General features: G+C 74.2%; 12 protein-coding genes and 1 tRNA gene. 9 read left to right on the top strand and 4 right to left on the bottom strand.

Annotated elements, in window-relative coordinates:
* Nucleotides 1-123 precede the first annotated feature (123 nt).
* Together glpR and ACFZCD_RS29310 are read left to right on the top strand one after the other, a co-directional pair.
* Nucleotides 124-1,260 (top strand): gephyrin-like molybdotransferase receptor GlpR, encoded by a 1,137-nt coding sequence (gene glpR, locus ACFZCD_RS29305; protein WP_391836015.1) that lies wholly within the window; start codon nucleotides 124-126, stop codon nucleotides 1,258-1,260.
* A gap of 113 nt (nucleotides 1,261-1,373) precedes the next feature.
* A tRNA-Ala gene (locus ACFZCD_RS29310) sits at nucleotides 1,374-1,447 on the top strand.
* Between the two features lie 107 nt (nucleotides 1,448-1,554).
* On the opposite strand, the gene ACFZCD_RS29315 is transcribed toward ACFZCD_RS29310, so the two are convergent.
* Nucleotides 1,555-3,795 carry an alpha-N-acetylglucosaminidase gene (locus tag ACFZCD_RS29315; RefSeq protein ID WP_391836017.1) on the bottom strand — a complete coding sequence of 747 codons (2,241 nt, stop codon included), beginning with the start codon at nucleotides 3,793-3,795 and terminating at the stop codon, nucleotides 1,555-1,557.
* A gap of 362 nt (nucleotides 3,796-4,157) precedes the next feature.
* Here ACFZCD_RS29315 and ACFZCD_RS29320 point away from each other — a divergent pair, with 362 nt between their 5' ends.
* Nucleotides 4,158-5,435 carry an ATP-binding protein gene (locus ACFZCD_RS29320; RefSeq protein ID WP_391836019.1) on the top strand — a complete coding sequence of 426 codons (1,278 nt, stop codon included), beginning with the start codon at nucleotides 4,158-4,160 and terminating at the stop codon, nucleotides 5,433-5,435.
* A 37-nt stretch (nucleotides 5,436-5,472) separates the two neighbouring features.
* Nucleotides 5,473-5,967: a hypothetical protein gene (locus ACFZCD_RS29325; RefSeq protein ID WP_391836021.1), complete on the top strand. Its 495-nt coding sequence runs from the start codon at nucleotides 5,473-5,475 to the stop codon at nucleotides 5,965-5,967.
* Nucleotides 5,968-5,969: 2 nt separating this feature from the next.
* On the opposite strand, the gene ACFZCD_RS29330 is transcribed toward ACFZCD_RS29325, so the two are convergent.
* Complete coding sequence (locus ACFZCD_RS29330) at nucleotides 5,970-6,476, bottom strand: GNAT family N-acetyltransferase (RefSeq protein ID WP_391836023.1); 507 nt, start codon at nucleotides 6,474-6,476, stop codon at nucleotides 5,970-5,972.
* Between the two features lie 35 nt (nucleotides 6,477-6,511).
* Here ACFZCD_RS29330 and ACFZCD_RS29335 point away from each other — a divergent pair, with 35 nt between their 5' ends.
* Nucleotides 6,512-7,300 (top strand): exodeoxyribonuclease III, encoded by a 789-nt coding sequence (locus ACFZCD_RS29335; RefSeq protein ID WP_391836025.1) that lies wholly within the window; start codon nucleotides 6,512-6,514, stop codon nucleotides 7,298-7,300.
* A gap of 202 nt (nucleotides 7,301-7,502) precedes the next feature.
* Here the strand turns inward: ACFZCD_RS29335 and ACFZCD_RS29340 are convergent, their stop codons facing one another.
* Complete coding sequence (locus ACFZCD_RS29340) at nucleotides 7,503-8,345, bottom strand: MerR family transcriptional regulator (protein ID WP_391836202.1); 843 nt, start codon at nucleotides 8,343-8,345, stop codon at nucleotides 7,503-7,505.
* Between the two features lie 143 nt (nucleotides 8,346-8,488).
* On the opposite strand from ACFZCD_RS29340, the gene ACFZCD_RS29345 reads away from it, so the two are divergent.
* The 4 genes from ACFZCD_RS29345 to ACFZCD_RS29360 all read left to right on the top strand — a co-directional run bounded on the left by ACFZCD_RS29345 (nucleotide 8,489) and on the right by ACFZCD_RS29360 (nucleotide 11,393).
* Nucleotides 8,489-10,012, top strand: a complete 1,524-nt coding sequence (locus ACFZCD_RS29345; protein ID WP_391836027.1) for a flavin-containing monooxygenase — start codon at nucleotides 8,489-8,491, stop codon at nucleotides 10,010-10,012.
* Complete coding sequence (locus ACFZCD_RS29350) at nucleotides 10,009-10,887, top strand: SDR family oxidoreductase (RefSeq protein WP_391836029.1); 879 nt, start codon at nucleotides 10,009-10,011, stop codon at nucleotides 10,885-10,887. The genes ACFZCD_RS29345 and ACFZCD_RS29350 overlap by 4 nt, the downstream gene beginning before the upstream one ends.
* A gap of 97 nt (nucleotides 10,888-10,984) precedes the next feature.
* Nucleotides 10,985-11,194 (top strand): hypothetical protein, encoded by a 210-nt coding sequence (locus tag ACFZCD_RS29355; RefSeq protein WP_391836031.1) that lies wholly within the window; start codon nucleotides 10,985-10,987, stop codon nucleotides 11,192-11,194.
* Nucleotides 11,195-11,207: 13 nt separating this feature from the next.
* Entirely contained in the window at nucleotides 11,208-11,393 is a 186-nt protein-coding gene (locus tag ACFZCD_RS29360; RefSeq protein ID WP_391836033.1) for a hypothetical protein, read from the top strand.
* Nucleotides 11,394-11,480: 87 nt separating this feature from the next.
* Here ACFZCD_RS29360 and ACFZCD_RS29365 read toward each other — a convergent pair whose 3' ends face one another.
* The gene (locus tag ACFZCD_RS29365) at nucleotides 11,481-14,732 is read right to left on the bottom strand and encodes a S41 family peptidase (RefSeq protein WP_391836035.1); all 3,252 of its coding nucleotides are present in this window, start codon (nucleotides 14,730-14,732) and stop codon (nucleotides 11,481-11,483) included.
* Between the last annotated feature and the right edge of the window lie 16 nt (nucleotides 14,733-14,748).

Consider the following 14,748-nt stretch of genomic DNA (forward strand, 5'->3'; position numbering starts at 1 on the left):
GACGGTATTCGAGTGGACTCGGTCCCAACAATCACAAAAAAAGTTCGAGATATCAGCCGGATCGTGCGACACACCGGGCCAATTGGCGGAATCCCCTGCGCGTACCCCTCTACGGTGTGAACTGTGAGCAGCAGCGGCCTCATCTACGCAGTCATCGTCGGGGCCTGGGCCGCCTACTTGGTGCCGATGTGGCTCCGTAGGCAGGACGAGCTCAATGAAGCCCGTCCGACGGAACGCTTCAGCACCGCCATCCGGCTCTTGTCCGGGCGGGCGGGGATGGAGCGCCGTTACGCCAAGGACCTGGAAGTGCGCGCCGCCGACGACGCGCCGGTCTCAAGCGAGCCCGCGGAGCCGGTGGCCCGCGGGCCCGAGCCGGAAGCGCCGACCGAAATGGTCGACGTCCGGCCCTTCGGCATGCCCGGGGGAGGGAGCGGGGCCCCGGCCGGAGTGCCGGCCTCCGCGGGCCCGCCGCCGGGCTCGCCGGGCGCCTTGGGCTCTTCCGGCGCCCAGGGTGCCGCGGGGGAGCGTGCCGGGGCGTCCGCGACCCCGACGGCCGCCGCCGCGCGCGCCCGGCGCTCGAAGGTCCTCGCGCGCCGGCGCCGCACCACGGTCGTCCTCTTCGTGGCCTTCACCCTGGGCGCGGTCGTCGCGGGCGTCGGCGGCCTGGAGTTCCTGTGGGTGCCCGCCGTCCCGGCGGTGCTGCTCAGCGCCTACATCGTCTACCTGCGGCTCCAGGAGCGGCGGCGCTTCGCCTTCACCATGGACCAGCGCCGCGCCGAACTGGCCGCCCAGCGCCTCCGCGAGGGCCGCGTCCGCCCTCAGCGGGCGGCGGACCCCCACGCCGCCGCCGACCCCGTTGACACCGTCTCCCACCCGGCGCCCGTCGCCGACCGCCCGGCCGAGCCCTCGCCCGCCGCGGGCCGCCGCGCCCTCGTGGAGCAGACGGACCACGCGGAGTGGGTCGACCAGCAGCGCGACCGCGGCGCGGCCGAGAGCTGGGACCCCGTCCCCGTCCCCCTGCCGACGTACGTCACCGCGCCGGTCGCGCCGCGCGCCGGCGACGACGTCGACCTGGGCGCCCCGGACACCTGGAGCTCGGCCCGCTCCAGCACCGCCGACCCGGCCGCCGACCGCGCCGCCGCTGCCGCCGCGGAGGAGCGCCGCCCCTCCCGGCAGCGCCGCCGGCCCCGCGAGCGCGGCCGCACGCCCCTCTTCGACCAGTACGCCGACGACGACCGCCCCCGCGCCGCCAACGAGTGACCCGCACCACTTCACCGGTGCTTCCCCGGCGCTTCCCCGGCCCCGGCCGCTGACCAGCGGGGAGCGGATTTCCGGGCACCCGGATGGAGGTGCTAGAGTTTCACTCGTTGCAAGGGCCTGTGGCGCAGTCCGGTAGCGCACCTCGTTCGCATCGAGGGGGTCAGGGGTTCAAATCCCCTCAGGTCCACCGCAATAGATCCCGTCCGATCTGATAGATCGGACGGGATCTTTTTGTTTTCCATCTGCGTGCCGTCTACTGGCCGCGGAGAGCGCGGTGTTCGGCCCTGCGGCCCGCTACAGCTTCCGGGCCACCTTGTGCGCCACCTTCACCACGTCCCCCGCCGGTTTCGTCCGCAGGACCGGGCGGTGGCGGAGCCACTCCTCCTCCAGGGCGTACCAGTCGATCGGCTTCGGCTTGCGGCGGTCCGTGAGGGAGGCGTCCAGCTCCTTGAAGTAGGCCTTCCAGCGCGTGCGGTAGAGGCCGCCGACCAGGCCCGACCACTCGCGGTTGGCGTAGTCGTGGAGCTTGCCGGTGTCGGCGGAGTCGCGGGGGCCCCAGGTGGTGAGGAGGGTGAGGGCGTCGTGCTCCAGGCGGTCGCGTTCGGCTTCCGAGGAGCCCCAGGCGCGGGCGGCGGCGGTCCAGCGGCTCAGCAGGTGGCGTTCGTCGGTGGCGACGGCCTCCTCCAGGAGGGCCATCCAGTCGAGCCACTGGCCGGTCAGGTCGCGGAAGCGGGCCCGGTCGCCCGCCTCGTGGGCCGCCTTGATCCGGGGGAGGAGGGTGCGGCTGCGGTTGGCGATCGACTGGCGCGTCACGTCCAGGAGGTCGTAGCGGTAGGCGGTGCTGTGCCGCAGGGACGCCGCCACGGCCAGGAGTTCGGGCAGCGCCTTGTCGAATTCCTCCGGGTCGTAGCGGAGCTGACGGGGCGACCAGTTCGCGGCGTGGCTGACGGCCAGGTCGGGGCGGGCGCCGAAGAGGCCGTCGGCGGCCTCGCTCCAGCCGTCCTCGCGGGTCGTGCCGTAGGCGGTGCGGCGCAGGACGTCCCAGGCGCGGACGGCGTGCGGGTCGGCGGCGCCGTAGCGGTAGCGGGGCCACCGCGCGAACCAGTCCTCCAGGCCGATCCGGCCGTCCGTCCAGGCCAGGTCGCTGAAGAGGGCGAGCGCGGCGGGGTTGTTGTCGGCGGCCTCCGGCATCAGGGCGATGCCCTTGAGGGCGCTGCCCGGCTTGGTGCGCCACTCCTCGTAGAGCCGCGCCCAGTCGCGGGTGTTGGCGCCCATGGCCGTGTGGCCGCCGAAGTTCCAGATGGAGCCGAAGGCGTACGGGGTCCCGCCCCAGTCGGCCTCGCGGTCGGTGACCTTGGGGTAGTGGTCGGAGACGCCGTCCAGGACGAGCATCCGGTCGCGGTCGACGGCGTCGACGATCTCGCGGCGCGGGTTCTCCTGCCAGCCGAGGATGGCCCAGGTGGCGTGCGGGTGGGCGGTGCGCAGCGCCTTCTCGACGGCGCGGGCGGCGTCGGCGACGGGCACGTCGCCCGGCTTGCCGCCCTCGTGCAGCAGGTCCATCTTGTACATCGACGTGGCGCCGTAGAGCTCCTTCTGCACGCGGTAGAAGGTGCGGGCGACGCGCCGGAAGTGGGCGGTGCGCGGGTCGAGCCAGTCGGGCCGGCGGAAGCCGCCCCACGTGCCCTGCGGGACGGTGCGGGCGCCGGGGTTCCGCTGGGCGAAGCCGGGCGGCACCGTGCCGTAGTAGCCGGGGAGGACGGGGGTCATGCCCAGTTCGCGGAGCCGGCCGGTGATCTTCTTCGCCAGGGCCGCGCGGCGCTCCAGCAGTGCCGCGGAGACCGGGCCGCCGTAGCCCTCCATGTTCTGCAGCAGCCACCACGGCTGGTGCGCGGGGCCCGGCAGCCACGCGTGCAGTTCGGCGTCGCCGTAGCCGTGCTCGCGGAACGTCCGGTGGTAGACGGCGTCCGCGCCCGCGTAGACCAGCACCTCGTTGAAGCCGTGGAGCGCCAGCACATCGATTTCGTGCTGCCAGTAGTCCCACTCGTTGTAGGGGCCGGTGTAGCCGTCGTTCGTGTCGTTGAGCACGAAGCGGTGGGGGACGTTCGCCGTCCTGGCGACCGGGGTACGGACGCCGGGGAGGCGGTCGGGCAGGGCGGAGGTCTGCGCCCCGTTCCAGGAGAAGTGGGCGTGGGCGACGTGTCTGAGGTACCAGTGGAAGCCGGTGAGCTGCACTGCGGGCGTGGTCCCCGACACCTCCAGCGCGCCCGCCTTCCCGGACACCCGGAAGGCGTCCGCGCCGCCCTTGCGCGGCACCGTGCGGAACGTGACCTGGCGGTGGTGGCCGGGCAGCAGCCGGGCGAGGGCCGCCGCGGCGGCTCCGGGGGCTCCCGGGGCGGCGCCCTCGGCGCCGGGGAGGCCGGCCGGGCCCGCGCCCGGGTTCCCGTCCGGCCCGGCCGCGGCGGCCGCGCCGGGCACCGCCCCGAGTGCCGCCGCCCCCGCGAGGGCGCCCAGAAGCCTGCGACGGTCGATGTGCATGAGTGACCTCCACCGTGACGAGCGCTCGGGGCCTGTCCGGTGGATCACGGCGCCCGCGCGCGCACCCCGGAGGGTGGACCGGCGGTGCCGGACCGCGCGCACCCCCGGCGGCACTCCGCCGGACAGGCAGTACGCGCGGCGATCCTACGAGCAGATGAGCGCCACGCCGCAAGGGCGCGGGCGGTGAACCAGCCACGCCGGTTACATTTGGCACGAATGGCCCCATCGGAACGACCCGGCCTGCTAGGCACCCGCTCTCCCGGAGCCGTCCGGGGAGGCCCCCGTCGGCCACCCGTCCTCACCGAGCTGCGCGCCCTGCGGCTCCCCGTCCCCCCGCGTCAGCCGCCGAGGAGCTGGAAGCCATGGGTCTGCGAACGAAGATCGGCGTGGCGATCACCGTCACCGCCGCGCTGGTCGCGGTCATCATGGGCCTCGTCGTGCACCACCGCACCGCGGTCAGCCAGTGGGAGACGGCGCGCGAGGCCATCGAGAGCCGGCTCGGCACGGCCGTCGAGGACCACGTCGCGGGCGTCGACCGGCCGCGCACCCTCATCAACCCCGAGCACATACCCGGGCCGCTGCGGAAAGCCGTCGAGGAGGGCAGACGCGCCACTTACCTCGACCGCAGCGGCCCCGTACCGATGCTGTGGGCCGGCGGCCGGGCCGGCCGGGACACGATCGTCGTCAAGCACCCCTACACCCGGCAGGCGGAGAACCTCCGCAAGCTCGACGAGGCCCTGTGGTGGGCGGGCGGCCTGGGCACCGCCTTCGCCTGCGTCGTCGGCGTCGGCCTCGCGACCGTCGCCGGGCGCCGCCTCAACGCCTCGGCCCGCACGGCCGAGCGCATCGCCCACGGCGACTTCAGCGCCCGCCTGAAGCCGCGCGGCGGGCAGGACGAGATCGCCCGTCTGATCGTCGCCGTGAACACCATGGCCGACGCGCTGGCGGCCCGCCTCCAGGCCGAGCGCGAGGTCACCTCGAACATCGCCCACGAACTGCGCACCCCCGTGGCGGGCCTGGTCGCCGCCGCCGAGGTGCTGCCGCCCGGCCGGCCCGCGGAGATGGTCCGGGAGCGGGCGCAGCACGTCCGGGCGCTCATGGAGGACGTCCTGGAGGTCGCCCGGCTGGACGGCACCGCCGAGCGGGCCGACACCGAGATCCGGGCCCTCGGCGAGCTCACGCGGCGCGCGGTCCGCTCGGTCGGGGCGGACGGCAAGGGCGCCGCCGCCGAGGTGCGGGTCGTGCGCGACTGCCTGGTCGAGACCGACGGCCGCCGCGTCGAGCGGATCCTGGCCAACCTCGTCACCAACGCCTTCCGGCACGGCAGCGGGCCTGTGGCCGTGGAGGTCGACGGCGGCACCGTCCGGGTCCGGGACGGCGGCCCCGGCTTCCCGCCCGAGCTGCTGACCCGCGGCCCGCAGCGCTTCCGCACGGGCTCGCGCTCCGGCCTCGGCCTGGGGCTGACGATCGCCGCGGGCCAGGCACGGGTGCTGGGCGCGGGCCTGTCCTTCGCCAACCCGGACGGCGGGGGCGCGCAGGCGACGCTGGACCTGACCGCGTCGGTGCGGGACGAGGGCGCGGCGGAAGCGGGGGGACCGGGGGAGGGCGTACGGGGAGAGGCCCGGGAGGACGGCTCCTGACGTGCGGGGCGGGCCGCTTGCCCCAACAGTGGAAGCCATGAAAGACGACAACGTCCTCTTCCTGAACGTGCCCTCGCCCGAGAATGGCCACCGCGCCCTGGACGACCTCCGCGAGGGGCACACCGCCGGCCGGCTCACGCTCCGCGAGGGCGCGGTGATCGCCCGCGCCGACGACGGCAGCCTCGACTTCCCCGATGCCGTCGACAACTCCGGCACGGCCCGCGCCTTCGCCGTCGGCGGCCTGATCGGCGGCCTGCTGGGCATCCTCGGCGGCCCGCTCGGCGCCGTGATCGGCTTCGGCGCGGGCGGGCTCGTCGGCGGCGTGCGCGACGCGCGCGAGGCCACGGCCGCGAACGCCGCCCTGGAGATGCTCGCGGCGGAGGTCCCGCCGGGCAGCACGGTCCTGGTCGCGGAGGTCGTCGAGGACGGGCCCGCGGAGGCGGACGCGATCCTGGCCGCGTACGGGGAGGTCACGCGCTACCGGACGGAGGACATCCGCCACGAGGTGGAGGCGGCGATCGCCGGGAAGTGAGGTCAGCGCGACGGCCGGGGGACGGGGACCAGCGGTTTCGTGAAGCAGCGGCTCCCCTCGTACGTCCGGTACATGCCGAACTTCAGCTGCTCCGGCACCGGTACGTACCCGGACGACACGTACAGCGCGATGGCCTCCGGCTGCATGGTGCCGGTCTCCAGCACCATCCGGGACCGGCCCGCCGCCCGCGCGTCGTCCTCCAGCGCCGCGAGGATCCGCCGCGCGAGCCCGCGCCCGCGGGCCTCCGGTATCACGTACATCCGCTTCAGCTCGGCGTCGCCGTCCGCGTAGCCCTCGTCGCCGGCCTCCTGCGCGCGCCAGCCGCCGGTGGCGACGGGCGAGCCGTCCGGTTCGTAGGCGATGAGATATAGGCCACGCGGCGGGGCGAACTGGGCCGGCTCCAGCGGGGTGAGATCACCGTCTCCGTACCGTTCCACGTACTCCAGTTGCACCCGGTCCTGGAGCTTCACCGCGTCGGGATGGTCGTATGCGACCCGCAAGATCTGCATTCAAGGCATCGTACGGAAGTCGGTATCGTGCCGGAATGCTGACCGTTACGAGCGTAAATGTGAATGGCCTCCGTGCGGCCTCCAAGAAGGGCTTCGTGGAGTGGCTGGCGGGGACCGAGGCGGACGTCGTGTGCCTCCAGGAGGTCCGGGCCGAGCCGCACCAGCTCCCCGGCGAGGTGCGCGAGCCGGAGGGCTGGTTCACGGTGCACGCCCCGGCGGCGGCCAAGGGGCGCGCCGGCGTCTCGCTCTACTCGCGCCGCGAGCCGGAGGCCGTGCGGATCGGCTTCGGCTCGGCGGAGTTCGACGGCAGCGGCCGCTACGCCGAGATCGACCTCCCCGGCGTCACCGTCGCGAGCCTCTACCTGCCCTCGGGCGAGGCGGGCACGGAGCGGCAGGACGAGAAGGAACGCTTCATGGCGGAGTTCCTGCCGTACCTCGTCGGCCTGAAGGCCCGCGCGGCGGCCGAGGGGCGCGAGGTGCTGGTCTGCGGCGACTGGAACATCGCCCACACCGAGGCCGACCTCAAGAACTGGAAGGCCAACCGCAAGAGCGCGGGCTTCCTGCCCGAGGAGCGGGAGTGGCTGGGCAAGGTCTTCGCCGAGTACACGGACGTGGTCCGGGCCCTGCACCCGGGCGTCGACGGTCCGTACTCGTGGTGGTCGTACCGCGGCCGGGCCTTCGACAACGACGCGGGCTGGCGCATCGACTACCTGGTCGCGACGCCGGGGCTGGCGGAGCGGGCCCTGAAGGCGGTCGTGGAGCGGGCGGCCTCGCACGACCTGCGGTGGTCGGACCACGCGCCGGTCACGGGCGTCTTCGGCTGATCCGGACGGGGCCGGCCCGCGGCCGGAAGCCGGGGGCCCGCTTTTCGGCGCAATCATGGCGTTTGCGCGGGCGGAGCCCGGCTTCCCGCCCGCCGGCGGGCGCCCGGCTGCTTCAATGCTCTTCTGCGGAAGCACCGTTGGCCCGACCGGCCGGCGCGCGGGTGTGGTCGCGGCATGGCGCGCCCGTGCGTCCTCGCCGCCGTCAGCCGGGTCTGGCGGGTCCCGGTTCGCCGGCGGCGCCGTGCGCACCGAGCCAGACAGCCGGCTCGGTGCGCACGCGCCGGTCCAGGGCCATGGTGATCTCCGCGTCCATGACGGTCTTGGCGATGCCGCGCAGCTCGTCGAGGGCCGCGGCGGTGGCGGGCGTGCCGGGCTGCAGCCCGGGGAGCACGTGGGTGCGGATGAGCTCGGTGAACGTCCCGGCGAGGGCGTCCGCGTGGGCCCGCACCTCGCGGCCCGCGGCGAGCACGGCGGCCAGCGGGATGCCGTGCCGCACGAGCGCGGTCGAGGCGTCGAGGAGCCGGCGGCTGACGTGGACGATCTCGTCGCCGTCCACGCCCAGGTAGCCCATGTCGAGCGAGGCGGTGAGGTTCTCCGGGGTGACCTCGCCCGCGAAGCGGTCGGCCAGCTCTTCGGGGGTGAGGCGGACGGCGGCCTCCTCCTGCCAGGGGACGGTGATGCGGGCCCCCGCCAGCCCCAGCAGTTCGCCCACGTCCCGCCCGCATTCGAAGGCGCTGATCAGCTCGGCGATGCCGCCGAGGGTGTGCCCGCGCTCCAGGAGCGCGGCGATCGTCCGCAGCCGGGCCAGGTGGTGCGGGCCGTACCAGGCGATGCGGCCCTCGCGGCGCGGCGGCGGCAGCAGCTTGCGCTCGCGGTAGAAGCGCAGCGTGCGGAGCGTGATGCCGGCGGCGTCGGCGAGCTCGGCCGTGCGGTACTGCCGTGCGGCGGGCTCGGCCGGTCCGGCGGGAGCACCGCCGGCGTCGTCCGCCCGCGTGTCCGCCGCCGGGCGGCCCCATTCGTCGCTCATCGCGTCCCCCTCGTCCATGGCCACGCGCGAAGCGTAAGCGTACGTGCGACCCCCGGTAACTTCCTTTCCGCGGACCCCTATCGCTTCGTCGGGCTCTGCCCTACGCTCCCATCGTGCCAGTGATTGCTGGCGCAGTTGTGTCGAATCCGGGAGGCTGCGGCATGGCCGAGCACGAGCGTCAGCACGTACGGGTGGCGGTGATCGGGTCCGGCTTCGGCGGACTGGGGGCGGCGATCCGGCTGCGCCGCGAGGGGATCACCGACTTCGTGGTCCTGGAGCGGGCGGACTCCGTGGGCGGCACCTGGCGCGACAACACCTATCCCGGCTGCGCCTGCGACGTGCCGTCCCACCTCTACTCCTTCTCCTTCGCCCCCAACCCCGCCTGGCCGCGCAGCTTTTCCGGCCAGCCGCACATCCGGGCCTACATGGAGCACGTCACCGACACCTTCGGGCTCCGGCCGCACCTGCGCTTCAACTCCGAGGTGCAGCAGCTGCGCTGGGACGAGGAGCAGCTGCACTGGGAGGTCACCACGGCGGCCGGCGACTACACCGCCGACGTCGTCGTCTCCGCCACCGGCCCCCTCGCCGACCCCCGCGTCCCCGACGTCCCCGGCCTGGACTCCTTCCCGGGCAAGGTCTTCCACTCCGCCCGCTGGGACCACGACTACGACCTGCGCGGCAAGCGCGTCGCGGTGATCGGCACCGGCGCCTCCGCGATCCAGATCGTGCCGGGCATCCAGCCCGAGGTGGGCCGCCTCACGCTCTTCCAGCGCACCCCGCCCTGGGTGCTGCCCCGCTTCGACCGGTCCGTGACCGCCGCCGAGCGCTGGCTGCACACCCGGCTGCCCGCGACCGCGGCGCTGCGCCGCGGTGTCCTGTGGGGCCTGCGGGAGCTGCAGGTCAGCAACTTCACCAAGCACCCGGAGCGGATGCGGGTGGTCGAGAAGCTGGCCCTGTCGCACCTGCACAAGGCCATCGGCGACCCGGGGCTGCGGGCCCGGCTGACGCCGGACTACCGCATCGGCTGCAAGCGCATCCTGCTCTCCAGCGACTACTACCCGGCGCTCGCCCGCCCCAACGTGGACCTGGTGGCCTCCGGGCTGGCCGAGGTGCGGGGCTCGACGCTCGTGGCCGCCGACGGCACGGAGGCCGAGGCCGACGCCATCGTCTTCGGCACGGGCTTCCGGGTCACGGACATGCCGATCGCCCACCGGGTCACCGGCGCCGGCGGCCGGACGCTCGCCGAGGCGTGGAAGGACGGCATGGCGGCCCTGCGCGGCACCAGCGCCGCCGGCTTCCCCAACTTCCTCACCGTCATCGGGCCCAACACCGGGCTGGGCAACAGCTCGATGATCCTCATCATCGAGTCCCAGCTGAACTACCTGGCCGACTTCATGCGGCAGCTGGACACCCTCGGCGGCAAGGCGGCCCTGGACGCCCGCCCCTCCGCCGTGAACGCCTGGAACCGGCACATCCAGCGCCGCATGGAACGCACGGTCTGGAACACCGGCTGCCGGAGCTGGTACCTGGACGCCAACGGCCGCAACACCGTGGTCTGGCCCGGCACCACCGCCGAGTTCCGCAGGGTCACCCGGCAGGTGAACCTCTCCGAGTACCAGGTGCTCCGGCCGCCGCGCGCGCCCCGCCGACCCGTGCCCGCGAGCGCCGCGGAGGCCGGGATATGAGCCGCGTGAGCCTGGAGGGCCAGGTCGCCGTCATCACCGGTGCCGCCCGCGGCGTGGGGGAGCAGCTGGCCCGCAAGCTGTCCGCGCGCGGGGCGCGCGTCGCGCTGGTGGGCCTGGAGCCGGACGAGCTGCGCCGCGTCGCCGCCTCGCTGCACGAGGACGCCGCGCACTGGCACGCGGACGTCACCGACCACGAGGTCATGGCGCAGACCGCCCGCGAGGTCAAGGCGCGCTTCGGCAAGGTAGACATCGTGGTCGCCAACGCCGGGGTCGCCGCGGGCGGCCCGTTCGCGGACTCCGACCCCGCGAGCTGGCGCCGCGTCGTCGACGTCAACCTGACCGGCAGCGCGGTCACCGGCCGTGCCTTCCTGCCCGTCCTCGCCGAGAGCCGCGGCTACCTGCTGCAGGTGGCCTCGCTCGCCGCGCTGGTCCCGGCGCCGATGATGAGCGCCTACTGCGCGTCGAAGGCGGGCGTCGAGGCGTACGCGCGCTGCCTGCGCGCCGAGGTCGCCCACAAGGGCGTGCGGGTCGGCGTCGCCTATCTGAGCTGGACCGACACGGACATGGTGCGCGGGGCCGACGAGAACGACGTGATGCGCGAGCTGCGGCAGCGCCTGCCCTGGCCCGCGAACCGCACCTACCCGCTCGGCCCGGCCGCCGACCGCCTGGTCGACGGCATCGAGCGGCGCTCGGCGCACGTGTACGGGCAGGGCTGGCTGCGCGCGGTGCAGGGCGCCCGCGGCTGGCTGCCCGGCCTGCTCGCCCTCGGCGCGCAACGCGAGATGAGGCGGTACGAGCCGAGGCTCGCGGGCATGCGCGCGGGGCTGGTGGGCGCGGGAGGGGCGGCGGACGAGAAGGAGCGCACGGGGGCGTAGCGCTGCGTAGTCCTCCGATGTGCGCGGCCTCATGGCGCGTGCCAGGCTGTTCCGGGGCAAAGCACCCCAAATCCCCTCAGTGAGGAGTGTGGACAGCATGGGCATCAAGGACGACATGCAGGGCAAGGCCCAGCAGGCCAAGCAGAAGGCGGAGCAGGCCAAGCAGAAGGCGCAGCAGGGCCGCCAGCAGAGCCAGGAGCGCGGTCAGCAGACGCAGGACAAGCTCCAGGAGCGCGGCCAGCAGGCCCGCCAGCAGGGCCAGCGGTCCTTCGACGACATCCAGGACGAGCTCGACGACCGCACCTGAGGGGCTGAGCCTCATGGCCAAGGGAGACAAGGCCAGGAGCAAGGCCGAGCAGCTCAAGCAGCAGCAGGCCCAGAAGGCCGCGCAGTCCGGCAAGAAGTCCAAGCAGAACGCCAACGACAAGGCCCGCGAGGACCTGATCCGCAAGGAGCAGGAGGAGTGGGACCGTCGTGACACGTTCGACGAGAACTTCGAGATCTGACCACGGATCCCGGTACGACGCATCCCGGTAAGGGGCGCACCTCATAGGAGGTGTGCCCCTTACTCAGCTCTACTCCGCTCTGTCTGCTCAGCTCCGCGGCGGCAGCTTCGGCCGCCGCAGGTCCGGCACCCCCGAGTAGTCCGGCGGCCGTGCCGCGCCGTGCCGCTCCAGCAGGTCGAGCGCGATGTGCACCGCGTCGTCGAGCTGCTTGTGCCGGCCCTCGGCCCAGTCGAGCGGCGTGCGGTCGATCTCGACGTCGGGTTCGACGCCGCGGTTCTCGATCGTCCACCCGTAGGCGTCGAACCACGCCGCGTTCATCGGCACTGTGATCGACGTGCCGTCCCCGAGCCGGTGCCGGCCGGTCATCCCGACCACGCCGCCCCAGGTGCGCAGGCCGACCACCGGCCCGATGCCCTGCAGCTTGAACGCCGCGGTGATCATGTCGCCGTCGGAGGAGGTCATCTCGTCGGCGATGGCGACGACCGGGCCGCGCGGGGCGTTGCTCGCGTACGACACGGGCCGGGCGTCGCGGGTGAGGTCCCAGCCGATGATGGTGCGGGTGAGCTTCTCCACGACCAGCTCGCTGATGTTGCCGCCCGCGTTGCCGCGCACGTCCACGATCAGGGCGGGGCGGGACATCTCCATCCGCAGGTCGCGGTTGAACTGCGCCCAGCCGGAGCCGCCCATGTCGGGGATGTGCAGGTAGCCGCACTTGCCGCCGCTGAGTTCGCGGACGACCGCGCGCCGTTTGGCGACCCAGTCCTGGTAGCGCAGGGGGCGCTCGTCGATCAGCGGGACGACGGCGACGCGGCGGGCGTGGCCCTCCGGTTCGGGCGACCGGAACGTCAGCTCGACGGTGGTGCCGCCGGCCGCGGCCAGCAGCGGGTACGGGCCGGCCACCGGGTCGACGGGGCGGCCGTCGACGTGCGTGAGGGCCGCGCCCTCGCGGATGCCCGAACCGGCCAGCGGCGAGCGGGCCTTGGAGTCGGAGGAGTCGCCGGGCAGGATGCGCCGGACCGTCCAGGACCCGTCCTTCTGGTGCGTGAAGTTGGTGCCGAGCAGGCCGATGGCCCGCTGGTAGTGCGGCGGCCCCTCGTTGCGGCGGGCGGGGACGACGTAGGCGTGCGAGGTGCCCAGCTCACCGAGGACCTCGCGCAGCAGGTCGGCGAAGTCGTCGGGGGAGGCCACCCGGTCGACCAGCGGCCGGTACTGGTCGAGCACCGCGTCCCAGTCGATGCCGCACATGCCCGGCTCCCAGAAGTACGCGCGGACGATCCGCCCGGCCTCCTCGTAGGCCTGCCGCCACTCGGCGCCGGGGTCGACGTCGTGCAGGATGCGCCGCATGTCGATGTAGACCGTCGACTCGGGGTCGGGGGTGTCCGTGGCGGGGACGGCCCGCAGGTCGCCCTCGTCGTTGACGACGAGCCGGGTGCCGTCGCCGCTGACCGCGAACCAGTCGAGGGAGCTGGTGAGTTCGGTGCGCTTGGCCTTGGTGAGGTCGAAGTGCTCCAGGGTGGGGCGGCCGGAGGTGTCGGCGGGGTTGGCGAAGGTCTCGCCGAGCGCGCCGGAGATCGGCCAGCGCAGCCACACCAGGCCGCCGCCGCTGACCGGGCGCAGCGCCGAGTACTTGGAGGCGGCCACCGGGAACGGCGTTACCCGGCTCTCCAGTCCCTCCACCTCGATCAGCGTCGGGCCGGCCCCGGTGTCCTCCAGGTCCAGGCCGCCCGCGGCCGGCCGGCCCTCGGCGGACAGCGCGAACGGCGAGGGCGTCGCCGAGGACAGCGGGACGAGGTAGGGGCGGCAGCCCAGCGGGAAGGACAGGTCGCCGGTGTGCACGTCGTAGACCGGGTCGAAGCCGCGCCAGGAGAGGAAGGCGAGGTAGCGGCCGTCGCGGGTGAAGACCGGCTGCTCGTCCTCGAAGCGGCCGTTGGTGACGTCGACGACCAGCCGGTCCTTGAGCCGCGCGATCTTGATCTGGCGCAGGGAGCGGCCGATGCCGGGGTGGGACCAGGCCAGCCACTCCGAGTCGGGGGAGAACGCGAGGTCGCGCACCGGCCCGTTGTCCGACCGGATCAGCTCGCTCACCTCCCCGCCGCCCTCGTCGGAGGTGTCGACGAGCAGCAGCCGCCCGTCGTGCGAGGCGAGGGCCAGCCGCTCGCCGTCGGGGGAGGCGAGGGTCTCGTGCACCCGGCCGATCCGCCCGGCGGCCAGCCGGCGCGGCTCGGCGGGGCCGGCGGCGCGCGGCAGCTGGGCGATCTCGACGGCGTCCTCGCCCTCCGCGTCCGTCACGTAGGCCACCCGCCCGGACGCGCCGAGCATCTCGGGCAGCCGCACCCGGACGCCCGGGGTGTCCGCGATGGTGCGGGCGGGGCCGTCGCGGTGGGTGAGCCAGTAGAGGCTGCCGCGGACCTGGACGGCGCTCGCGCGGCCGGTCGTGTCCACGCTCACGCCGTCGATGTTGGAGGCGGCCTGCACCTGGTACGGGCGGCGCCCGGCGCGCGGGCCGCCCAGCGTCACCTCCAGGCGGCGCGGCTGCCCGCCGGGGCCGAGGTCGTCGACCAGCCACAGCTCGCCCGCGCACTGGTAGACCACGCGCGCCCCGTCGGTCGAGGCGTGCCGGGCGTAGAAGTCGTCGTGGTCGGTGTGGCGGCGCAGCTGGGAGCCGTCGGGCAGGCAGGAGTAGAGGTTGCCGACGCCCTCGTGGTCGGAGAGGAAGGCGATCCGGTCGCCCACAAACATCACCGAGTCGAGGTGGCCGTCGACGTCCGGCACCAGCCGCTGCTCCTTCGCGCCCAGCAGCCACAGCCGGCCCGTGGCCCCGCCGCGGTAGCGCTTCCAGGCGGCCGGCTCGTGCGGCGGTTTGCCGGCCAGCAGCAGGGTGCGGTGCTCGTCCCCGGCCTCGCCGATCGCGATGTCGGACACCGGGCCCCAGGGCAGCCGCAGGCCCGGGCCGCCGTCGGTCGGCACCCGGTAGGCCCACGAGAAGTACGAGAACGGCTGGCCGTGCGAGGAGACGGCGAGGACGTCGTGGCCGCCGTTGCGGTCCGAGGGCGCCCAGCCGCAGACCCGGGTGTCGGTGCTGCCCCAGTAGGTGAGCCGGCGGGCGGGGCCGCCGTCGACGGGGGCCAGATGGATCTCGGGGTCGAGGCTGCGCCAGTTCGTGTAGGCGATGTGGCGGCCGTCGGGGGAGAACCGGGGGTGGCCGGCGCGGGTGCGGTCGACGGTCAGCCGCCAGGCCCGGCCGGGCGCCTCCAGCGGGGCAAGCCACAGGTCGTCCTCCGCGGTGAAGCAGAGGAGATCACCGTGGAGATGAGGAAATCTCAGGTAAGAATCACTCACTCCACCATCGTTTCGG

Source organism: Streptomyces sp. NPDC008001 (assembly GCF_042958085.1).
GTDB lineage: Bacteria > Actinomycetota > Actinomycetes > Streptomycetales > Streptomycetaceae > Streptomyces.